Here is a 22,058-nt window from a genome sequence, read left to right on the forward strand (position 1 = left end):
GCTAGTAATTGGCAAAAACGTACAATGGAAAAATGAGATCAATTTAGGCAAGAAAACAAATCAAAACTTTGTCAGCATTCCTCATGCTCGACTAATTGAGATGTTGAAATACAAAGCTGAATTGATGGGAATCAAGGTAATAGAGCAAGAAGAATCTTATACTTCCAAATCGAATTTTTTGAACTTAGATCCAATTCCTGTCTACGGGAATCTTGGCGCCCAGGATACCAAATTTAGTGGAAAGCGAATTAAGAGAGGATTGTATAGAACATCGGAGGGTCGATTAATTAATGCCGATGTTAACGGAGCTTATAATATTTTGAGAAAAGCAATCCCAAATGCCTTCAGCGATGGGATAGGGAGCTGCGTAGCTCAGCCGAGGCGGGTTAATCCGCTCGAAGTAAAAGTGAAAGGGGAGGGACTTGAAGCCTCCTATGTCATGTAATAGATGACTATACTTTTACCAGCTATGGATTACAATTACCGACAGGCGATCGCCCTCGTGGAACAATCCGATCAACTTGTTAACAAAGCTACGGCTGCGGCAGATTTTGAATATGGCGACACGAAAGTAAAACAAGCTCAAAAACACCTCGATGCTTTGCCGGTGTGGTTCCTCGGCTACTATCCAAAAACTTATTGCTCTTTTTCCGGCTGCACTTGGCGCTTTTCAGTCGATGAATTTCAAGCAGCCCGCAAAAATATCGGGCGGATGGATGCTCAAATTTTTCAGCAAAAAAATGCTTTTACTGAGTTAAATCAAGTCGAACAAACTCTCGACGCCGCGAAACAGCAGTACCAGCAAGCGAAAACTGCCGCCGACAGGCAAAAAGCGACTGGAAATTGGCAAAGTGCGATCGATCGACTCAATCAAATTCCCGCCGAAACCCTCGCCGGAGAAACTGCTAAGAAAAAACTCCAAGCAGCAGAAAGAGATTTTCAAGCAATGGGAGGAATCGCCACAGGTTCGGTACACGCCGACAACTTAATTGAAGCAGCCAAAGAATTTGCTCTTTCCGCCGCCGTCGCCTCGCAAAAACCGCCGCATCCAGCCGCCCAGTGGGAACAAATAGCAGGATTGTGGGAAGAAGGAATTAACCGACTGAAAATGGTTCCTGTGGATAATCCGGGCTATCTCGACGCTCAAACCAAACTCGCCCAATACCAGAAAAATTTAGGAATTTCCCAGATTAGACTCCAAGCAGAAAGAGATTCTGAAAAAGCTTTGCAAGAAGCTAAAAGCTTGTTTGCCAACTTGCAAAATAATGTAAATTCTCCCAGTCAAAATCCCAGTAACTCCCTCGGACAATTGCAACAGATTATCAATCAATTAGAATCTGTCAAACCTGGGACAACTGTTTATCCAGAATCTCAAAAATGGCTGCAATCTGCTCGAAAAAAACAGCAAGAATGGCAAAAGAAATAAAGTGTATTAGTCACAAACCTCGATCGCAATACCGCCAAATTTCCCTTCCTCGGCCCAACACTTGACCCCTTCAATATAGCAAAGGTGGCTGGGATACTCTTCTTTAGTATCCGCTACAATCGCCTCAAAACCGCCATTGAAGTCGTTAAAAAATTGTACCTTGCGCCCTTGACTGTCACAGGCTTTGCTACAGCAAGTCGAACATACTAGACGGGGATATCGATCCCAATATGGCGATGGGATGGAACAGATGGGACAGGGCTTAAATTGTCGATCGCTCATAAAAAGATGCAATTAAAAAATATATCGATTACCAAGTCGGATCGACATACAGATTAATTGTAACTTGCTTTTTCCCCGAAGGTATGCCGGAAATACAAGCACAAATCGCCTCCCCGTCATCAATTTCTACTTCGCAAGCGTGACAAGAACCCATCATACAACCAGTAGGAATAGAAACCCCTGCACGTTTGGCTACATCTAGCAAAAGCTCTCCCGCTTCAGCTTCCACTGTCACATTATCTGGCAAAAAAACAATCTTTGTCATGCAATTTTTCCTTTTGATATAATACCATTTTTACCAAGTTTCGCTCCGAAAAAGTTTGAGGTTTATTGATACTAATTATCAAGCACAGGTGCGTCGCTGTGAGATTTTTGGTACTTAGTTAGGTTTTTTCATGGCGACGCACCCTACGACTTTTGATGGGAATTATCAAGCTTTTTTATGGATACGCACCCTACGACTTTCTGGTTAAAAAAAATGTCATTCAAATTATAACCTCCGCTCTAACAAACAACTGTCAACTGTCAACTGTCAATTGTCAACTGTCAACTAACCTAAAATATGCTTGATATCTAAATGCTTTTCCACTGTATCTGCTAGAGTTTCTAACAGAGTTTCTCGATGTTCTCGGTAATTCGGAATACCTGTGGGCAATGCGCGGAGTCCCCGCTGTTGGCGCAAGTAATTTAACCAAGCCCGCCGCCAAGCTCCGTTGTCAAAGATGCCGTGCAGGTAGGTGCCCCAAACTGATTGAGAAGCGTTGACAATGCCTAAACTAGGATCGTCAAATAACGGTTGAGTCAAATCTGACTCGATCATTTGGGTTCTGCCTTGATGAATTTCGTAACCGGAAACGGGTAAACCCGGTTGAGGATAGTTAGATGTTACGATCCGCTGGCGGGCAATTTTGTTTGGTGCGATCGCAGTTTTCAAAGGCAATAACCCCAATCCTTTGAACTCTCCCTTTTCTCCCTCAAGGCCTTCTCTATCGCTGATACTTTCTCCCAGCATCTGAAAGCCACCACAAACTCCCATGACTGTACCGCCAGCTACTAAGTAATTTTTAATCGCTTCTGCCATGCCTGTTTGGCGCAGCACCTGCAAATCTGAAATTGTAGTTTTAGAGCCTGGTAAAATCACGGCGTCTGGATGGCCTAACGGGTCTTTGGGGCTGACATATTTGACTGTGACGGTAGTTTCCGACTCCAGGGGGTCAAAGTCGGTAAAATTGGAAATTCGGGGCAGGCGGATGACGGAAATATTCAAGTCGGTTTGAGAATTGGGAGAACGCCGATCGAGTAAATCGAGGGAATCTTCCGAGGGAAACACTTCGTCTATCCAAGGAATTACCCCAACTACGGGGATTCCAGTCCTTTCTTCCAGCCAAGTCAAGCCCGGATCTAAGATCGATTTTTGGCCTCGGAACTTATTAATAATGAATCCTTTAATTAAAGCGCGCTCGTCAGGATCGAGCAATTCCAAAGTACCGATGATGTGAGCAAATGCGCCACCGCGATCGATATCAACTACTAGCAAAGTCCGAGCATTCAGATGTTTTGCTACCCGCATATTAGTTAAATCGCGGTGTTTGAGATTGATTTCTGCTGGACTTCCTGCTCCTTCGCACACAATCATGTCAAATTCTTGCTTGAGAAATTCTAAAGATTCCCGAATAGCTTGCCAGCCGATATCAAAATACTGTTCATAATATTGAGATGCTCGCACATTTGCGATCGCCCGGCCCTTGACAATCAATTGAGAAGTCATATCTCCTTGCGGCTTGAGCAAAATCGGATTCATTTCTACCCAAGGTGCGATGCCCGCAGCCCAAGCTTGCACTGCTTGAGCGTAGCCAATCTCTCCGCCGGCGGCTGTGACATAGGAATTCAGTGCCATATTTTGACCTTTAAACGGAGTTACCCGCCAGCCTCGCCGAGAAAAGATTCGACACAATGCTGCAACCAGTAAAGATTTTCCTGCGTGAGATGTTGTTCCCACGACCATAATTGCTTTCATAATATTAAAGAAGGAAGAAGGAAGAAGGAAGAAGGAAGAAGGAAGAAGAAAGAAGGCAGAGGGAAGAAGGAAGAAGAAAGAAGGAAGAGGGAAGAGGGAAGAAGGAAGAGGGAAGAGGGAAGAAGAATATATAATAAAGAAGGAAGAAGGAAGAAGGAAGAATGTAGAAGAAAGAAGGCAGAAAGAAGAATGTAAAAATCATGATTTATGGGATTACAAAATTTGACCAAATAAATGGTTTTTTTATTGGCTCTAGGGGTGACAACGAATTGGTTTTGAGGGAAAACCACATTTGTCGCCACCCGCACCTAAGTCCTAAAAGGAAGACGGAAGAAGGTAGAAGACAGAATTAAAAAAATTCTGGTTTCTACCTTTTGCTTTTTGCCTCAAGATGACGGCCGATCTTCGCCGGATACATTCTCAGAATTGGATTCAGTGGCCCTTTTGGCAGGTGCGGCTAAATCGGGTTGTGATCCGTCAGAAGAGGGTTTTTCTTCTGTGGATTCGATCGAGATTGTTGATACTGAAACCGTTTCTACCTGAACGCTCAACCCTGCTTCTCCCGGTACTTCTATCTCTACAGGCGGTGCTGAAACGATTTCCACCACAGTCATTTCTAGAGATACAGCAAGGGTTTCTGCTTCCGTTACGCCTGCTGCTGCTTTGGGTTCACCAACCGCATCCGCAGGTGTTTCTTGAGCCAACGGATCTGTTTGGCTTTGTGCCGGCGATCCGTCGTCTAAAATCGAACTTTCCCCTATTTTGGCAGAATTCGCCGCGGTTTCTGTTGCTATCAACTCGGCCATTGCTTCAACATCGGTGGGAAACGGCACTGCTTGGCTGGTTTCCGCAGCAGTGTTGCTGGTTTCGGCTGCCACTTCGGCGGCAGCCTCGGCTAATTCTGATTCGAGAATCTGGTCGATATCCGATGCAGGAATTGTCGTTACCTTAGATTCAGGAGATTCAGGTGCGATCGACTCCTCTGCTACTTTCGGCGTTGTCACCGGAGTATTTGCATCAGGCTTGTTTTTAGCTGCACCCCGTCCCAACATACCGCCGAGACTATTTTTGAGATTGCCAAACAGACTTCCGAAACCGCCTGATTTTTTAGCTGTTTTGGCAGGAGTTGGGTTTGCCTTTGGGGCTGCGGTTGCTGTCGCCGTTGGGGCTGCCGAAGTAGCATCAGACTGGGACTCTTTAGCTCTCGCCCTCCACATCTGGTCAAAATCGTCAAAATCGTCATCATCTTCAGTCTGCTTTTTGGCTTCTGGCTGAGCCTCTGCTGGCTCTACCGTTGGTGTGGCCGCAATTTCTGAAAATTCTAGAGGTGGGGGCAAAGGAGTGAAGTTGCTGGCTAATTCTGCTGGGGCTGGTGAAGTCTCAGGAAGAGCGTTTTCAACCGAAAACACGGGTATTTGTGTAATTGCGGGTGCGCTCTTGTCGGGAGTTTTTAAGTCAGGGCCGATCGCACTTTCGGGAATAATCTCAGCGATTGGCCCAGTCGCCGGTTGTGCTTCTACCTTAGCCTGGCCCTGATTCGCAGGTGCTGGAACAGCATCAGCTTTCGGTTTGGGCGATCGAACAAACTTCGGTTTTTTGGCTGCGGGTTCAGGTTTCTTACCAAACAAACCGGATAAAGGCCCGCCCATCGCCCCGGCCAAATTCGCCGCCTGAGGAATCGGCGTTTGCTGAGCGATCGGCGTCACCTGCCGGCGCAAAGTCAGAGTTTCCCACGCAAACCAGCCTAGCAGAGCCACACCCGCCATTTGACCAAGCAGGAGAGCACCCGTAATTCGCCCCGCACAAGTCCATAAAATTAACGCATAAAAAAGTCCTACCCCGCTCCAGGTAAAATCACTTTTCCGGTGAACCTCTGGAAAAAAGAAGGCCGCCATGTAAATACTAAAGCTGCCCAGACCGACCGCCAACGCCAGAATGTATGCAAGCATCTTGTCGGTACCTCCGCTGTGTCAAATAACTTCTACGCGCTAATTCTACCTTTGTGAGACACTCAACGGCTTCTTTCTCAAGGACAATTCCCGATTTGGAAGGAAGTTCGGCAAAGAATTTTGTACCGGATGTAACGGATTTAAAGGATTTAACGGTAGAAGTCAGAGGAAAGAAGCAAAAAGGAAGAAAGAAGAAGTCCCAGGAAATATTCCCTCTCACCCCCTCTCCCTCTCTCCCTCTCTCCCCTTCTCCCCCTCTCTCCCCTTCTCCCCTCTCCTCGATCGTGATATCTATCACTTAAGTATGTTGGTACGATCGCACCTGCCGTAGACGATGTTTTGTATGTTGTAGGTGTAAAAGAAGTTATGCCTTAGGGCATATGTATTGGAGACAATGCCATGTGTGAAAAACTCTTTTTAGCAGCGAGCTTAACCTTATTAGTTCAAATCTTTGCCGGAGTCGGCACTTCCGCGAAATTACCGGTAAATTTTGTATGGCGATCGAGCGATCGTCCGACACAAATCCAGAAACTGCCCCTGGTTACAGTACCTGCGAGCTTCAAGTCAAACGTCGAATCCTAACGATCCGTGCCAGATAATACGTGCAAGTGGGATTTATCGCAAGGCAGAGCCTGTCTAATGTTTTTTTTCAAGCTGTTATCTTTTCTATTTGACCAAGATTTTCACAGGTGGTACCCGCCACGTGATTTATCCGTGGAATCAATCCCAAATCGAAAATCGAAAATCCTCTCTTCCCCCGAATTTATCCGTGGGGTAAATCTAAAATCTAAAATCTAAAATCTAAAATCGATTGACTCTTCACAACTGATCGCTTTGTAGTAAGAACTTCAGTCCTCATTAAGACCGGTTAACAATAACGGAAGTGCTTGCTACAAACCCTAAATGAATAATGAGTAGCAACTCCGATATTAATTGCCATAAAATACTCAACAAATCTCAACATCAATTTGTGCAGTAAAAAGCTTCAAACCCAAAAAAATCTGTAATCCCGAGTAAAGCATCAAAATAGATCTACGATCGATCGCGCTTGGGTTAATTTTTTTTGCGATCGCACAACCAGAAAGCAATTGCACTATCTGTTTTGTACAGAGTTTTGCTTCCGGGACTATCAGATCTGAAGCGTATTGATATATAATCGCCAGATGAAGCTCAAAGCTGATAACCACATAGACTGTTAAATCAAGGAAAGTGAAAATGGGACTTAGCGATATTCTTTTGAATGAAAACAAGAGAGACACTATTGTTGATGACTGTGTAAAGTTGATAGACAAACAAGTTGCAGCAGCACCGGGATTGGGCGGCCTTGCTCTGAAAGCTGCCTACTCTACCGTTAAGGGGATACGGGCTGACTATTGCGCCCAAGTCGTCGATCAACTTTTGCCCGAAATCTCGATCGCACTCGATCCAATGTGGGCTGAAGCCGTAAACAATGGCAACCCAGTCGCATATCTGACTGAAAGAAAAGCTCAAGTAGCAGATCAATTGCTCCAAATCAGTGACAAAAAAGCCGAAAACAGCACCAGAGCAGTTGTCAAAGGCGCCTATGGCAAACTCCGCCCCTCCGCTAAGACTTACGTCGAAAACGGCATCCCAGATTTAGCCGAAATTATTAATAAACATACCGCGAGCTAATGTTGAATAGGTGGGGATTTCCCGCCAATTGAATACATCTACTCGTTACCAGCAATTCCTGGTAAAACAGCCGTAGGGTGCGTCGCTTGAGAAAAATCCATAAAAAAATATCGACAATCTCATAGCGACGCACCAAACAAACATGATCAGACAAAAACACTTATTTTGTAGCATTACTTTGAAAAACTGGTACAGCGGTTCTCAGAAAGATGAGGTACGTTGTTGGGCTTCAGCCCTCTTAGTTGATAGTTTAGTGGTTATATAAGCTGTCAATCATACCTCATTTTTTGAGAAAGGCTATATTACTTTATTAGATGCCTCAGTACAGAGATTTTCGATTCACAAAATCATCAAAACTGACGCACCATAGCATCTTAAATTGTATTATCCATTGCCAATTACCCATTGATTCGCAGCCAATATTTTCAGAATAGCCTCTCCGGTAATGCCCAAGCCCAAAAACATTACCAACACCGCGCTAATTGCGGGCATAAATTTGACTGCTGCAATCTGTTTGGGTAGTTTATTAAAATGTTGTTTGGCGTAAACTAAGACTAAGCCGATCGCACTCAGCACCAAAGCCAATCCCAAACTAAAGGCCACCACCAGCGTCATCCCCAAACCAACATTTCCCAAAGCCGACGCGCTCAACAGCATCACCAATGCGGAAGGACAAGGCAACAATCCCCCGGAAATGCCCAACACTAACAAGCTTTTCCAAGTAATCGGAGAACCGTCCGATCCGGGTGGCAAATGTGAATGAAGACGGCCGTCTCCATGATGGTGGTAGTGCTGAGATATAGGTGGTTTGACAGGTTTAAATTCTCTTTCCCAAGTTCCCCTACTCAAAAGATTTACTGGTTCCTCAAGGTTCGTAGTAAGGACTTTAGTCCTTGGGTTTTTGTGGACTAAAGTCCTCACTACGAACCTGGTTTTTTCGATGAGGTGATTTAAGTCGATCTTGGTGCGGACTAAAGTCCTCACTACGAACCTGGTTTTGATTCTTTCTGAAAGTAATTTGATGCCGATGATTGCTACTAATAAGCCTGAGATTAAACTGAGCCAAGGATCGAGTTTTTCTGGCTCGATTAAGTTAGAAGCAAATAATGTAATTGCGCCGACAGAAAACACGCCAGCAGTGTGAGTAATTGTGGTTGTTGCTGCTAAAAATACAGCGTGTACTGGAGTAGCCCGCGAACCCACTAAATAAGCGCCGACTATTGTTTTCCCATGTCCGGGGGACATCGCGTGCACGCATCCCCAAGTAAATGCTCCGACTACTGCTAGCACCAAACTCCAACCTGACTCCCAGATTGATTCTTTTCCAGCTAACAAAAATTCTCGGTTTTGTGGCGTAAATACAATGCTTTTGACAGCACCAGCTTCGACAATTGTAGCTTGACAGCTAGCTGTCGGAACTCCGGGCAAAAACAAATTGTATTTAATCCGCAATTTGTTGTTTTTTGAAGTTACGTTAGATTCTGGCCAGGTGTAGTTTAAGATTAAGGTGCTATGGGTATTGGGCTGCTGGATTAAGCTGGCAGTTTTAGCTGCTATTTCTAGGGGTTTGACTGTAACCGATCCGGGAATTTTGCTACTGTTGGTGATGCTAATTTTTTGACCCAAAAACTTTTCTAGTTCTGTTTGATGATTTCTAACTTCTGCCAGTTGTAACTGTCCGTCTCCATTGTCGTCGGCGAATTTTGTTAAGCCTGTGGGAAAGGTTAATGTTATTTCGGTTTGTAAATCGTTTACGATGATTTCGGCTACTGATAAGTCTGACCAGTGCGAGTAAACTGGTTGGGTTGAGTTTGTACAAAATAGTAAGATTGTGAGCGAAAAAAGAATTAAATATTTTCGCGTTCTTTGCCAGTTTTTGTGCATGGTTGGTTCCGATTTTATGTGTTTGTGGCTAATTTCAAAATTCATAACTTCCCAAACCCAATGCTTGACGAGATCGACTATCAAAACTCGGATCGATTTCCTTTGCCTGTTGAAAATAAGCGCGAGATTCCGCATCTTTTCCTAAAGTCTTAGCGATCGCACCAGCCCGATAAAATATCCCTGCATCCCGAATTCCCGATCGCACAATGTCGGCCATCACCCGATCGGCTTTTTGCCATTCCCCAGCACTCGAAAGCGCCCAAGCGTAGATATCCAGCGTTACAGCATCCCTGCGGATTTTCACCTCTTCCTGCATTAACAACAGCGCTTCGGCGACATCCTGCGATCGCCCTTTTTCCAGCAACAAACTCGCCAAATCGCGCCGGTGCCCGAAACCGCCAGAAACCTGTTCCTGTCGCAGCCCAGCTTCTGCTTTGTCGCGCAATTTCGCCGAGGATCTCGCATCTCCCTGCAACTCCTTCACCCTCGCCATACCGCGATCCACCAGGCGATCGAACACCGTCGCAGCCCCGCCAGAATAGGCAGAAACCTTGCTGTAATTAGCCTCTGCTTCCCGATAATTTCCCTGGCGCGTCTCCAAATCCCCCAAATAAATCAGCGCTAGCGGGTATCGCGGAACCAACCGCAACGCTTCCAAAAATAGCGCTTTCGCCTGCACAAACTGCCCGCGACGGGCGTAAAATCGACCCAAGAGCGATCGAACTCGCGCCGATCCAGCAATCTCTCCCGGTTCCTCCGCAGCCATTGCTTGCCGGTAATCCTGCAAAACCTCCGCATCTCGCCCCTGCGACTCTCTCACTAATGCTCTTAATGTGAGAGAGCCTAAGTTAGGAATACGATTAACTAAGGCTTCTGCGGCTATACTTGCATTACTGATTTTTCCGGTGGCTAAGTGAGATGTAACCGAAAGGGCGATCGCATCTTCATTGTCAAAACCCACCTGTTTAGCAAAGCGCAAAGCAGTAGCAAAATCGTGTCTGGCCTCGGCAATTCGAGCTAAAACTAGCAGCGCGCCTTTGTTGTCAAAAGGCAAAAGGGCGATCGATCTTTCGGCCGCTTGTTCGGCCAATAAAAACCAACCACCCTCCCCAGTTACGCGAGCCATTTTCAAATAAGCACTCGCCAAAGCAGCCCGATTCAAACCGCTTTTTGAATCAACAGCCAATCGCTGCTGGTAAAAAGTAATTTCCTGCTGAATAGCTTCCTTTTGATTCGGATTATTCCTCAAAGTTGCTGAGAAATTATAGCCGTAATTAGCATCCAGATTTGCCGGACTTTTGTTAGCAAGTTTTTCTGAGACATCACGCAGATTAGGTAGCAAATTAACTGCGACAATGCCCACTATCGGCAGTCCGATGAGAAGCAACCACCAGAAAAGCTCAGATTTAGGTTTTTGTGATTTATTCGCTGTCATATTGTAGGGTGCGTCATTTTTGGATATAGCACGAAAAACTACGATTTTATTTGATGACGCACCTGACGAATTGTGCGACTTGCGTCCAAATATCGGCTCGCGCTTGAGCCAAGGTACGTAGTTGCGCTTCAGCGCTCTTGATAAATATTAGGAAAGAGCGCTGAAGCGCAACTACATACCTATGACTATTAACTAATTCGGCAAAGCCAAATAAGGAAAATTCGGTTCTAACGGTTTGTGTCCCTGAGCCGGATTTCCAGGAGTTCCGTTATAAGAAACGTTATCGCCAACCGGAGAACCCACCAAAGCTCCCAAAGTGATATCAACAACATCGTCCAAAAGCAAACGACCTCCGATCAAACTTCCTTGAGAATTTGCCGCGCTACCGTAGCCGCTTGGCCTTGTGGTATCGATCCGCAGGACATCCGGTAAGAAAGCTTTGGCGATCGCATTTGCATCAACATTATCCTTACCGTCCAAAAGATCCACAGCATTGAGAGTAGCAACAGCTTCCTGGCGCACCGGAGCAGCAGCAGCACTCAAATCCAATCTCGGAGAAATAGTATTAAATGCCTCCATCAACTGGGGAGTAAGTACCAAACCCTCATTAATTGCAGGTCTCGCCAAACGCTCGAATTGTTTGAAACCACCAACTCCATCCCTCACAGAAATAGTTGACCAAACATCAAAAGTATTCGCGCCTGTTCCTGCTTGCAGAAATGCTTTTGGAACGCGCACCGTAATGGTATTAACGTTGTAACCCTTAGCAAAATCCAGCGCTTTACCCGGTTCCTTGAAACCGACTTTCGGCCCCGTTCCCAAAGCCCCAGCCCGGACTCTAAAAAATTGTTCCACATCAAAGAAAAACGGATCTTCCCGCAAACCTGCAAATACAGTTAAGTTAGAACCGCCCACAGGTACTTTATTCAAAACAGCATTAGAATTCAGCGGAGTTGTGGCAATTAAACCGCCATTAACAGTTGTCTTAGTAGTGGTCTGGGAGCCTCCGCGCACAACAGTGATCGCTACCGCTTGCATACCTTGATTGTTAGGCGGACTGAAGGCAAACCGCAAGATAATATCGGCGCGTCCGGTCGGTGTAGAATTTACATCACCTACCTGCGTGATGTGAAATTGGTAAAGGGCTGTGGTGCTGAAATAATATTGATAGCGGGCTACAGACCGAGGATTTGAATTCATTGTAAATACTAAATCCCCGTCCGCAGCGCCGGAGTTTTGATCTTTTTCGCGATAGACGTATAAGTCAGTTAAATTGACAGCGCGACCTTTGATATCGACTTCGCCGTCGTCATGGTCGGAAGCGGCAATTATCCCGGGAGTTAATACAACAATTAAAGCTGCTTCAATCGCTAATATGATTCGGCGAATTTTCTTGGTGAGTTTCACAGTTAGCACCTATCTTTTACTGAGATTTTTACAAAAATTAATGGCAAATAACCCACCTTCGCGGGTTTTACTTTGGTCGCCACAGGTTCAACTTGTTAACCTGTCGGGCTTTTGGGAGGTTGCTGAGCCTTCTCGTAATTGGTATACGAAGTTTTGGCTATTTTGGATCTCTGCTGCAAGATTAGGTATGAAAAACTATGCAGAAGTGATAAACTGCAATATAAATCGGATAGATTACAATTCAAAGCATCACAGAATTAACCCGCAAATGCATACTTATGATTGCATCCCCAATTGACTTACAATTATGTTCTATAGTGATATACGCCGAATATTTAATTTTGGATCTGTGCACTCAAAACAAAATTTTTCAGGTACACTGAGATGACAGGGGAAAAGTCAAGCGATGAATCGCTGCTGTTAGTGCAGATTGCCCAGAAAGACCAAGTAGCATTAGCTAAACTGTACGATCGCTACGGTCGTGCAAGTTTCGGTCTCGCTTACAAAATTCTGGGTTCGGTAGAAGAAGCTGAGGAAGTTGTGCTCGATGTTTTTTCCCAAATTTGGCAAAAAGCAGCAACTTACGATCCTAGTCGCTCTCGTGCGGATACTTGGTTGTTTATGCTTACCCGCAGTCGTTCCCTCGATCGCCTCCGAGTGTTGCAGCGAACAGTCCGCGCGGCAGACGCTTGTCTGGAAGATGCTAAAATTCCGTCTTCGCGTATTGCAGAACCGATGGAAGATGCAATGATCGAAGAACGCAGCGCCCAAGTCAAAGCAGCCCTAGAAAAACTGCCAGCAGAACAGCGAATTGCGATCGAACTAGCCTATTACGAAGGATTGACTTGTGTGGCAATCGCCTCTAAACTCGGTATCCCGACAGGTACTGTTAAAACTAGAATTCGGTTGGGAATTTCTAAGTTGCGCCAAACTTTGAGCGAAGAGTTTTAGATTGTCAAAAAAAACAAAATTTAAATTGTTTAATATCAATCTAAACCTATGGCATCTCCAATCTTCCATCTTTAGTGCAATGGCAAAAACAAATCTAAAATCTAAAATCTAAAATCTAAAATCTAAAATTGATAATGCCGGAGAACAGATGGAAATGATGCCAGACGAGGAGTTTAATATGCTTGCAGCGCTTCAAGCTCTCGATACCATGGATGAGTCAGAACGCAGCGCACTTGCCGAGAAATTGCAAGCATCCCCAGAACTTCAAAGTGAATTAGCGGCCTTTGAAACAGCAATTTCTGCGATCGCCTATACAGCCCCTGCCGTTCCTGTCGCGCCCGATCTCAAAAACCGTTTGTTCCAGCGCCTAGCGGAATTGCCAATGGTTACGCCACCAGCCGAGAACAATCCGCCATCTTTAATTGTGCGATCGCAGAATGTCAAATGGAGACCTTACTCAGTTCCGGGAATCTCGATCGGCAAGCTTTATCTTGACAAAAAAAAGCGCGAAATTACTTGTTTGATGAGGCTGGAACCGGGAGTAACTTTTCCCCTGCACCGACACGCGGATTCGGAGGAAGTATTTGTATTAGAAGGAGACTTAACTGTAGAAGGGGAAGTTTGCTATCAAGGCGATTATATTCGATCGGTTCCCGGTTCCATTCATTCACCAGTTACAGAAGGGGGATGTTTGCTGTTAATCAAATCTTCTACAAATAACGAAAGGCTCGTTTGAATCCATACCTAAATCTATTCTGGGACGGGCATCTTAATAGGAAAAATTGGATTAATATCAAATCCGATTTGATCATCCTGCATTCATCTCTATCTTATCTCTCTGTGCTCTCTGCGATCTCTGCGGTTAAATAATTCCGATACAACCGGAAACGATATAAAGCCGGAACTCCAGGACAAATTAAAAGAAGACGATTAATTAGTCCAATCCTCGGACTTCCTGGTAGAGGTCACTGTCAACTAAGAGGGCGGGCACTCTTGGCACCGCCCCTACAAACTGTCAACTGTCAACTATCAAAGGATAATGCCATGCTAAATTACTGGCGTTTAACTGCTGTGATATCCGCCGTTATTGTACAATTTGTCGCGGTCAAAAGTGCGATCGCCCAAGAACGCGAAGGCTGTTTTCTGGTAAACTCAGCGGGAGAAGTAATTAACTTAAACCAGTTGTGCGCGCCCCAAGAATCGGGAATAAAGCTAACAGGAGACGACGGGAAATTTATCGAAGACTACAAACGCTTAGCAAAAAGCTATTCTCCAGACGCCACAAACGCTTTACTGCAAGGAATTCAAAGTAGCCCCAGTCAAAAAATTGCTGCCGCTAAAAGGATCTGTGTCCAAGCGAAAGCGGGACTTTCTCTGCCGGAAGTTAAATTAAGGGCGATCGGACAAGCTGGTAGTATCGAAAATCCCACGGCTAAAGAAAGTTTTCTTGCCGATGCCGATATTATCACAACTCTTGCAGGCAATCATTATTGTCCAGAATTAGCCAGCAAGTAAGATTGTAAAATATTTAGAGACGCGGCAATCCCGCGTCTCTATTTGCAGTTAAAATATGATTAATATTCCTCTTGTCGCGCCACGACTCAGGAAATTACCCCGCATGAGATGAAACATTTAAAATCAAGTTCCGCTGATTTGCGGGATTTATTCAAAGACAGTATCACCGTTAAATACCTGGCGGAACCGCTAAAATCTGTGCCGGCGGGCGAAGATGCTGCTAAATTGCGATCGTGGATGGAGGCGCGCGATTTTGATGTGCTCGGGATCGAGGAAAACGGTACGGTTTGCGGCTATATAGAACGATCGCACTTAATGACAGGTAAGTGTAGCGACTACCAGCAAATCTTCCATCCGTCACAGTTAATCGCCGCCTCGACTCCATTGATGGAATTGTTACCGCTGTTGCGAGAAAAACCGAGATTGTTTGTCTTGGAAAGCAACCGCATCAACGGGATTGTCACCTGCGGCGATTTGCAAAAAGCGCCGGTACGGATGCTGCTGTTTGGATTGGTGACGCTGCTGGAAATGAATTTATTGCGGATTGTGCGGATCTATTTTCCCCAAGATTCGTGGCAGAAGTTGCTGAAGGGCGATCGCATTGTAGCAGCAAAACACCTGTGGGAATTGGGGCGATCGCGAAATGAGGCCATAGACTTGATCGATTACCTGCAATTCTGCGACAAGCGAGATTTAATCCTGACGAATGCCGAAATAGTCGATCGGCTGGGGCTCAAATCCAAACGTTACGGGGAGCGTTTTTTAAAGTCAGCAGAAGCATTGAGAAACAAATTAGCACACGCCCAAGACTTAATCAACGGTTCTTCGTGGCCGGAAGTAATTCTTCTCGCCCAGGAAATAGAAGCACTTTTGCAGCGGTGTGAAGAAATTGAAATTTCTCTATGAAAGAGCGCTGAAGCGCAACAACAAAGGTACGTAGTTGCGCTTCAGCGCTCTTTGCTTATATCTATGAAAAAGCGCTGAAGCGCAACAACAAAGGTACGTAGTTGCGCTTCAGCGCTCTTTGCTTATATCTATGAAAAAGCGCTGAAGCGCAACAACATACAAAGGTTCGATCTAGTTGGTAATTTTCAACTTCCTATTAGTATACTGAGGAACCCACCCTTGAGCAGTGGTGTAATACTGCACAGCTTTCAAGTACAGCAACGGAGTAAGATAAAACCAATGTTCTGTATTAGGAGGCACTTTAATATATTCTTCAGCTTGCAACATTAATTGTACCTGAGAGCCGTTAGGATAGACAAACCCAAAAACACATTCCCCAGCTAAAACGTGCAGAACTTCGGCATCTGCGTGAGTGTGAGTGCGATCGCTTTGAGTCATCAGCGGGTAAATCTGTGGCGAACCCGGATGCAGCACTTTTAAGTCGCACCACTGACAGCCGCTGGCGCGCTTGAAGTATTCAAACTCGGTTTTAAATGCTGCGAGAATGTGCTGTTTTTCTGTGACATTGAGAATGTCTTGCAGTAGAATTTTTTTAACCGCAGGATTTTGCTGATTTGGCAGGCGATCGAGCTCAATATTTAAAACAGCCAGTTGGCTGGCGATCGCCTCGATATCGGTATATGTCCTACCGTTTTCTAGTTGCAGAACAGCCATATTACATCACCTATTAATTTCGCTTAGAAGAGAATTTAGTTGCCAGTTTCTATATACTGTTGTTACAGACTAAATTCCTGCTTGTTTTCCATAATAGCCGATCGCTAAAGTTAGATGTTTTTCGTTATATTTTATTAAACATTTACCATACTTTAATTGTCAAATTTTAACTTTTATTTAATAACCTTGAGAGTAGAGAGTTGGGTGCTTGTGGCGCACCTTACAAAACTCAAAACTTTTAAACGAGCATTCCCGCAATACAAGCAGTCATGAAACAAGCCACAGAACCAGCAATCATCGCCCTCACGCCCAACCGAGCCAAATCACCCTTGCGCGATGGCGCCATCCCACCAATCCCCCCAATTTGAATCCCGATGGAACCAATATTAGAAAAGCCGCACAAAGCATAAGTCGCAATAATTACCGATCGTTCCGAAATCGCCTGTTGCTTCACCAATTCCATCAAATCCAAATAAGCAATAAACTCATTTAAAATCGTCTTCTTCCCCAAAATAACTCCTATTTTTCCACAATCCGCCCAAGGCACGCCCATCAGCCAAGCCACGGGAGCCATCAAATAAGAAAAAATCCATTCCAGCGACAACTGAGGCAAACTAATCAGCCCGCCAAACCAACCCAAAAGTGCATTAAAAAATGCTAACAAACCCAAAAAAGCTATCAGCATTGCCGCCACATTTGCGGCTAACTTCAAACCGTCGCTAGCACCAGAAGCCGCCGCATCCACGGCATTAGCATAAACCTGTTCCACCTTAATTTCTACCTCGCCAGCAGTCAGGGACTTTTCAGTTTCTGGGTACAGCAATTTAGAAATAGCCAAAGCAGCCGGTGCCGACATCACCGACGCAGCAATTAAATGTTGAGGAGACACACCAAAAGAAATATAAGCCGCCATGACTCCGCCAGCAATTGTCGCAAAACCCCCCGTCATCACAGCGTGCAGTTCCGAGAGAGTCATCGTCGCTACATAGGGTTTAATTAATAGTGGCGCTTCTGTTTGTCCGACAAAAATATTGGCAGCACAGGAAAGAGTTTCTGCACCGGAAGTTTTCATGGTTTTAATCATGCACCAAGCAACTGCCTGCACCACCCGCTGCAAAATCCCGTAGTGATAAAGTAGGGTGATAAACGAAGAGAAAAAGATAATAGTGGGCAGGACTTTAAAAGCGATATAGTGGTCGGTAAATTTATCACCAAATACAAACTTTGCCCCAGCATCAGAAAAATTCAGAAATTGAGTGACTAAATCTCCCAAAAATTTAAATGCCGCCAAACCCGGAGCAGTTTTGAGAATCAAAATTGCAAAAATTAGCTGCAAAGCAATTCCCCACAGTACGGGCGGCCACTTAACAGCCCGTCGATCGACTGAAAAGGCGTAGCACAAACCGACAAAAACCCCTAACCCCAACACAGAAATAAGTCTTTCCATTTCAGTCACATTCCCTTATACTTAAAGATTAAAGCTCAAAATTACGGCGCAGCCTAAATTGCTGCTACTTTTATGCCTCTACCTATAGTTGCTATTATTGGACGCCCCAATGTAGGCAAATCGACGATCGTCAACCGTTTAGCCAACAGCCAAGACGCGATCGTCCACGACGAACCGGGAATTACGCGCGATCGCACGTACAGACCAGCATACTGGGGCGATCGCGAATATCAAGTCGTAGACACCGGCGGGCTAGTATTCGATGACGAGACCGAATTTCTGCCATTAATCCGCGAACAAGCAATGGCGGCGCTTGCAGAAGCCAGTGCGGCCATTTTTGTAGTAGACGGAAAAACCGGACTCACCGGCGGCGACGAATCCATCGCCTCTTGGCTGCGAGTGCAAAAAGTCCCCGTCATTCTCGCCGTCAACAAGTGCGAATCGGAAAATACCGGACTCACCCAAGCAGCAGACTTTTGGACATTGGGACTGGGAGAACCTTACCCCATTTCCGGGATTCACGGTAACGGTACCGGTGAATTGCTAGACCAATTAATGACTTACCTTCCCACAGAAGTAGAGCCAGAAGTAGATGAAATCAAAGTAGCAATTATCGGTCGTCCCAACGTCGGCAAATCGAGTTTGCTAAACGCATTTCTCGGAGAAAACCGCGCCATCGTCAGCCCAATTTCTGGCACAACCCGCGACGCAATTGACACCATAGTAGAACGCAACGGTCAAACCTACCGCCTGATCGACACAGCCGGAATTCGTAAAAAGAAAAACGTCGAATACGGCGCCGAATTTTTCGGAATCAACCGCGCTTTCAAAGCCATCCGCCGGGCAGATGTCATACTGCTAGTAATAGATGCAATTGACGGCGTTACCGACCAAGATCAAAAATTAGCCGATCGCATCAGCCAAGAAGGTCGAGCCTGCATCATCGTCATCAACAAATGGGATGCCATAGAAAAGGACAACGACACCATCTACGAGTACGAAAAAACAGCAAGAACTAAACTGTATTTCCTCGACTGGGCAGAAATGATCTTTGTCAGCGCCATGAGCGGACAGCGAGTTGAAAAAGTGATTGAATTAGTAGACAAAGCCTCCGACGAACACAAGCGTCGCGTTGCTACCGCCGTCATCAACGAAGTCATAGAAGAAGCCACAACCTGGCACTCAGCACCAGTTACCCGCCAAGGAAAACAAGGCAAAATCTATTACGGTACTCAAGTGCGATCGCAACCACCGACAATCGCGCTATTCGTCAACGATCCCAAACGATTCACCGAAAACTACCGCCGCTACATGGAAAGCCAATTCCGCAAACACCTCGGCTTTACAGGTACACCAATGCGGCTGCTGTGGAGAGGCAAAAAAGTTCGCGCCAGCGAAGTCAGCACCACAAACAGAGCACTGCGCGTGAAGTAATTCCAGACTTGAGATTAAAGAAAAAACGCAGTTTAATGATATAAGCAAATTGCGTTTTTTTCTTTTCTCTTCCTTCGTTCTCTTCCTTCGCGTCCTTAGCGTCTTCGCGGTTCAATAAATTGATATTCTTAAAAATCTAAAATCTAAAATCTACAACATGGATTTACTGCGATCGCTTCCTATTGGACTTTATCTAGAACAACCCGTAACTTGGCTGCACCGGCTAGACTCCCGCGTCAAACTAGCCTGGTTGATGACATTTCTAATTGCGCCCATACTCGCCAATCCAGTTTGGCGGTTGATGCTAGTAGTAATGTTAATCGTACTGACACTAAGCGCAGCCATTCCCTTCCGTGTCTGGAAACAGCAAATGGGACTGCTGCTGCTATTCTGCCTTTTAGTATTTTGCCTCAGCGCGATCGCCCCCGACGCACTTCCCTCAGAACATCAGCCCCGCATCCCCGCCGACGAATTAACCTTTTCCCAACAACCCGCAACCCTTCCACCCGCTCAGAATCCCAAACCCTGGTACAAACCTTTTAACTTAGGCTCAAACTCTCCAACCCAAAATCCTCAAGTTCAAACCCAAAATAAACTCCCCCAACCCACAAACTACAGTTACGTTTTATTCAAACAAGGCCCCGTTAAAATCACCCGCAAATCCTTAGATTTAGCTATCAACGTCAGCACCCTATTTTTCACAGTAATTTACAGCACCAACCTCTATCTCCTCACCACAGCCAGCGAAGAAATCACCGCCGCCATCGAAAACTTAATGCAGCCGCTGCGCCGCTTGCGCTGGCCTGTCACCGAAATTGCCCTAACATTAACGTTATCTTTGCGGTTTATTCCCCTAGTATTGGAAGAAATACAAAATTTAGTGCGATCGGTCAGCACTAGAGCGATAAACTGGAAAAAACTCGGATTTCGCCGTGCCTCTCAAGTTTGGTTGACGATCGCCGAGAGGCTGTTAGAAAACTTGCTGTTGCGAGCCGAACAAATAGCTAGCGCGATGAAAGTTCGCGGCTTCACCAGTCCCGATCGACACCGCGTAGAATGGCATCAGTTGCACTTCAAAATCCGAGACTGGATCGCCCTCGGCTGCTTGCTCGCCCTCTGGAGTGCCCGCTTGGCTTGGGGTTGGGACAGTTGAGAATTGGGAATTGGGAATTGGGAATTGGGAATTGGGAATTGGGAATTGGGAATTGGGAATTGGGAATCAATGATTCCACAGTGCTGCTAAAGTAATGGATGCAAATATTTAGAGATCCAAGACCTTGAACATCTATCTTGGGACAGATATAGTATATGTTCCGCGCATTCAAGCTGTATTAGACCGGTTTGGCGATCGCTTCCTGGAAAAAGTTTACACCCCGGCCGAACAAAGAGACTGCGGACAACTAAATTCTCAAGACAGCAGCATTAAAGGTAAAATGAACCGAGTTTCCTGCAACCAACTAGCGGGGCGATGGGCAGCAAAGGAAGCTGTTGTCAAAGCTCTAGGCACGGGATGGCGGGGAATACGGTATGCTGATGTCGAAATTCAGCGCTCCGAAAACGGTGCTCCTAACGTGCAACTGCACGGAACCGCCGCAGCACAAGCCTCTGTTTGGGGAAATTGTCAGTGGCAGTTGAGCCTCAGTCACGATGGAGACTATAGCATGGCTACCGCGATCGCCCTTTGCACCCCGCGATCGAGCGAAACTCAAATCTAAAATCTAAATCTTTAATCTAATATCGATCGATTGTGAGAGTGAATGACTACCGAAACCTACCTGAATCATCCAAACTTTGGCCTCCTCTTCAGGGTATCCCAGGTTGAAGACAGCCAAGAATTATTTACCACCCTATACGCCCAGCGCCTATTTTTCTTAGTAACCAACGGCCCTGGCGGCCTCAGATTCGATCCTATCAGTCGCTCCGACGCTCGCCTCATGGTCGAAATTCGCCTGCGAACCCTCCGTCGCAGCGGTCAATATCAGGAGTACGACCAATTGCAGGTCATTCACCAGCGCACCTTTCAATAGCCAAAATCGGTAATTGGCAATCGGTAATTGGTAATCGGTAATCGGTAATCGGTAATTGGTAATTGGTAACTTGGTAATTGATATCTGTCTTAATTGTCCTGCCCTACTGTCAAGAGCGTTGAGTACCCATGACCATTGCCTCTCGAATTAACAGCATTCGCCAACACTTGCCAGAATCAGTGCGGTTAATTGCCGTTACCAAACAGGTACCGACTGATGCTATCCGCCAAGCCTACGACGCGGGCATCCGAGATTTTGGCGAGAGCAAGGTTCAAGAGACTGCCGAAAAACAAAGCCAACTGCAAGATTTGCCGGATATCAACTGGCACTTGATCGGCCACTTGCAAGCCAACAAAGCAGCAAAGGCCCTAGAGCATTTCCAGTGGATTCACTCTATCGACAACTTAAAACTGGCTCAGAGGCTTTCGCGCATAGCTGGCGAAATGTCCTGCTCCCCGCAAGTCTGCCTGCAAGTGAAAATATTGCCAGATCCCGACAAATACGGGTGGAGCGTCCCCGAACTTCTTGCCGACCTCTGTGAACTCAATAAATGTCAGCATATCAAAATTCAAGGTTTGATGACAATACCTCCGGTGGGATTAGATGACTCGCAAATCCTAGAATTGTTTAACAGCACCCGCGAACTTGCTGACAAAATCCAGCAGCAAAATTTGCCAAACATTCAAATGCAGCAGCTCTCCATGGGGATGTCGGGAGATTATCATTTGGCAATTCAAGCAGGTGCTACTATGGTACGGCTAGGACAAACCTTATTTGGCTCTAGGAGGGGATAAATTGTTCAAATCTTCTGATAAGCACAACTTAGGTTAAATATAGAGGTTAACTTACAGGGCGAAATAGTTACCTAAACTTAATCAAAGCTTACTGGAAAAGATAAGTCTAGAATTGATATATAGCGGTTCTCAGAAAGATGAGGTACGTTGTTGGGCTTGGGCCCTCTTGGTTTCAGTGGTTATATAACCTGTCAGTCATACCTCACCTTTTTGAGAA

23 protein-coding genes are annotated in these 22,058 nt (G+C 45.6%); 14 read left to right on the forward strand and 9 right to left on the reverse strand.

The window, feature by feature from the left end; all coding sequences use genetic code 11:
- The coding region (locus JGK36_RS25795) for an IS200/IS605 family accessory protein TnpB-related protein (RefSeq protein WP_293198463.1) at positions 1–445 on the forward strand (445 nt) is incomplete at its 5' end.
- Positions 446–448: 3 nt separating this feature from the next.
- Positions 449–1,426 (forward strand): hypothetical protein, encoded by a 978-nt coding sequence (locus JGK36_RS25800; protein WP_293185557.1) that lies wholly within the window; start codon positions 449–451, stop codon positions 1,424–1,426.
- A 6-nt stretch (positions 1,427–1,432) separates the two neighbouring features.
- Here the strand turns inward: JGK36_RS25800 and JGK36_RS25805 are convergent, their stop codons facing one another.
- The 3 genes from JGK36_RS25805 to cobQ form a co-directional block, all read right to left on the reverse strand.
- On the reverse strand, positions 1,433–1,708 hold the full coding sequence (locus JGK36_RS25805) for a hypothetical protein (RefSeq protein ID WP_293185558.1): 276 nt from the start codon (positions 1,706–1,708) through the stop codon (positions 1,433–1,435).
- Between the two features lie 28 nt (positions 1,709–1,736).
- Positions 1,737–1,973 (reverse strand): 2Fe-2S iron-sulfur cluster binding domain-containing protein, encoded by a 237-nt coding sequence (locus tag JGK36_RS25810; protein ID WP_293185560.1) that lies wholly within the window; start codon positions 1,971–1,973, stop codon positions 1,737–1,739.
- Between the two features lie 285 nt (positions 1,974–2,258).
- Positions 2,259–3,725, reverse strand: a complete 1,467-nt coding sequence (cobQ, locus tag JGK36_RS25815; RefSeq protein ID WP_293185562.1) for a cobyric acid synthase CobQ — start codon at positions 3,723–3,725, stop codon at positions 2,259–2,261.
- On the opposite strand from cobQ, the gene JGK36_RS25820 reads away from it, so the two are divergent.
- Positions 3,690–3,920, forward strand: a complete 231-nt coding sequence (locus tag JGK36_RS25820) for a hypothetical protein (protein WP_293185564.1) — start codon at positions 3,690–3,692, stop codon at positions 3,918–3,920. The two genes, cobQ and JGK36_RS25820, sit on opposite strands and share 36 nt — an antisense overlap.
- 191 nt (positions 3,921–4,111) lie before the next feature.
- Here the strand turns inward: JGK36_RS25820 and JGK36_RS25825 are convergent, their stop codons facing one another.
- A complete protein-coding gene (locus tag JGK36_RS25825; RefSeq protein ID WP_293198460.1) occupies positions 4,112–5,674 on the reverse strand; it encodes a Ycf66 family protein in 1,563 nt (520 codons plus the stop codon).
- A 399-nt stretch (positions 5,675–6,073) separates the two neighbouring features.
- On the opposite strand from JGK36_RS25825, the gene JGK36_RS25830 reads away from it, so the two are divergent.
- Both JGK36_RS25830 and JGK36_RS25835 read left to right on the forward strand, forming a co-directional pair.
- The gene (locus JGK36_RS25830; RefSeq protein ID WP_293185567.1) at positions 6,074–6,256 is read left to right on the forward strand and encodes a hypothetical protein; all 183 of its coding nucleotides are present in this window, start codon (positions 6,074–6,076) and stop codon (positions 6,254–6,256) included.
- Between the two features lie 633 nt (positions 6,257–6,889).
- Positions 6,890–7,327: a hypothetical protein gene (locus tag JGK36_RS25835; protein ID WP_293185569.1), complete on the forward strand. Its 438-nt coding sequence runs from the start codon at positions 6,890–6,892 to the stop codon at positions 7,325–7,327.
- A 384-nt stretch (positions 7,328–7,711) separates the two neighbouring features.
- On the opposite strand, the gene JGK36_RS25840 is transcribed toward JGK36_RS25835, so the two are convergent.
- The 3 genes from JGK36_RS25840 to JGK36_RS25850 form a co-directional block, all read right to left on the reverse strand.
- A complete protein-coding gene (locus tag JGK36_RS25840) occupies positions 7,712–9,256 on the reverse strand; it encodes a sulfite exporter TauE/SafE family protein (RefSeq protein ID WP_293185570.1) in 1,545 nt (514 codons plus the stop codon).
- Positions 9,246–10,646: a hypothetical protein gene (locus JGK36_RS25845; RefSeq protein ID WP_293198457.1), complete on the reverse strand. Its 1,401-nt coding sequence runs from the start codon at positions 10,644–10,646 to the stop codon at positions 9,246–9,248. The genes JGK36_RS25840 and JGK36_RS25845 overlap by 11 nt, the downstream gene beginning before the upstream one ends.
- Positions 10,647–10,838: 192 nt before the next feature.
- The gene (locus JGK36_RS25850; protein ID WP_293185573.1) at positions 10,839–12,053 is read right to left on the reverse strand and encodes a DUF4331 domain-containing protein; all 1,215 of its coding nucleotides are present in this window, start codon (positions 12,051–12,053) and stop codon (positions 10,839–10,841) included.
- A gap of 384 nt (positions 12,054–12,437) precedes the next feature.
- Between JGK36_RS25850 and JGK36_RS25855 the strand changes: the two genes are divergently transcribed.
- The 4 genes from JGK36_RS25855 to JGK36_RS25870 all read left to right on the forward strand — a co-directional run bounded on the left by JGK36_RS25855 (position 12,438) and on the right by JGK36_RS25870 (position 15,425).
- Complete coding sequence (locus JGK36_RS25855) at positions 12,438–13,004, forward strand: sigma-70 family RNA polymerase sigma factor (protein WP_293185575.1); 567 nt, start codon at positions 12,438–12,440, stop codon at positions 13,002–13,004.
- A 154-nt stretch (positions 13,005–13,158) separates the two neighbouring features.
- Positions 13,159–13,740, forward strand: a complete 582-nt coding sequence (locus tag JGK36_RS25860; protein WP_293185577.1) for a cupin domain-containing protein — start codon at positions 13,159–13,161, stop codon at positions 13,738–13,740.
- Positions 13,741–14,048: 308 nt separating this feature from the next.
- Positions 14,049–14,519 (forward strand): hypothetical protein, encoded by a 471-nt coding sequence (locus JGK36_RS25865; RefSeq protein WP_293193216.1) that lies wholly within the window; start codon positions 14,049–14,051, stop codon positions 14,517–14,519.
- 108 nt (positions 14,520–14,627) lie between these two features.
- Positions 14,628–15,425, forward strand: a complete 798-nt coding sequence (locus JGK36_RS25870) for a hypothetical protein (RefSeq protein ID WP_293185581.1) — start codon at positions 14,628–14,630, stop codon at positions 15,423–15,425.
- A gap of 171 nt (positions 15,426–15,596) precedes the next feature.
- On the opposite strand, the gene JGK36_RS25875 is transcribed toward JGK36_RS25870, so the two are convergent.
- Positions 15,597–16,139 carry an acireductone dioxygenase gene (locus JGK36_RS25875; protein ID WP_293193217.1) on the reverse strand — a complete coding sequence of 181 codons (543 nt, stop codon included), beginning with the start codon at positions 16,137–16,139 and terminating at the stop codon, positions 15,597–15,599.
- Between the two features lie 238 nt (positions 16,140–16,377).
- Complete coding sequence (locus JGK36_RS25880) at positions 16,378–17,586, reverse strand: NupC/NupG family nucleoside CNT transporter (RefSeq protein WP_293193218.1); 1,209 nt, start codon at positions 17,584–17,586, stop codon at positions 16,378–16,380.
- Between the two features lie 72 nt (positions 17,587–17,658).
- Here JGK36_RS25880 and der point away from each other — a divergent pair, with 72 nt between their 5' ends.
- The 5 genes from der to JGK36_RS25905 all read left to right on the forward strand — a co-directional run bounded on the left by der (position 17,659) and on the right by JGK36_RS25905 (position 21,841).
- Positions 17,659–19,020, forward strand: coding sequence for a ribosome biogenesis GTPase Der (gene der, locus JGK36_RS25885; protein WP_293185585.1), 1,362 nt, complete (start codon positions 17,659–17,661; stop codon positions 19,018–19,020).
- 157 nt (positions 19,021–19,177) lie between these two features.
- Positions 19,178–20,173 (forward strand): energy-coupling factor transporter transmembrane protein EcfT, encoded by a 996-nt coding sequence (locus JGK36_RS25890; protein ID WP_293193219.1) that lies wholly within the window; start codon positions 19,178–19,180, stop codon positions 20,171–20,173.
- A 124-nt stretch (positions 20,174–20,297) separates the two neighbouring features.
- Positions 20,298–20,735, forward strand: coding sequence for a holo-ACP synthase (gene acpS, locus JGK36_RS25895; RefSeq protein ID WP_293185589.1), 438 nt, complete (start codon positions 20,298–20,300; stop codon positions 20,733–20,735).
- A gap of 42 nt (positions 20,736–20,777) precedes the next feature.
- A complete protein-coding gene (gene pipX, locus JGK36_RS25900; RefSeq protein WP_293185590.1) occupies positions 20,778–21,047 on the forward strand; it encodes a transcriptional coactivator PipX in 270 nt (89 codons plus the stop codon).
- A gap of 128 nt (positions 21,048–21,175) precedes the next feature.
- On the forward strand, positions 21,176–21,841 hold the full coding sequence (locus tag JGK36_RS25905) for a YggS family pyridoxal phosphate-dependent enzyme (RefSeq protein WP_293185591.1): 666 nt from the start codon (positions 21,176–21,178) through the stop codon (positions 21,839–21,841).
- Positions 21,842–22,058 lie beyond the last annotated feature (217 nt).

The organism is Microcoleus sp. PH2017_35_SFW_U_B (assembly GCF_020737865.1).
GTDB lineage: Bacteria > Cyanobacteriota > Cyanobacteriia > Cyanobacteriales > Microcoleaceae > Microcoleus.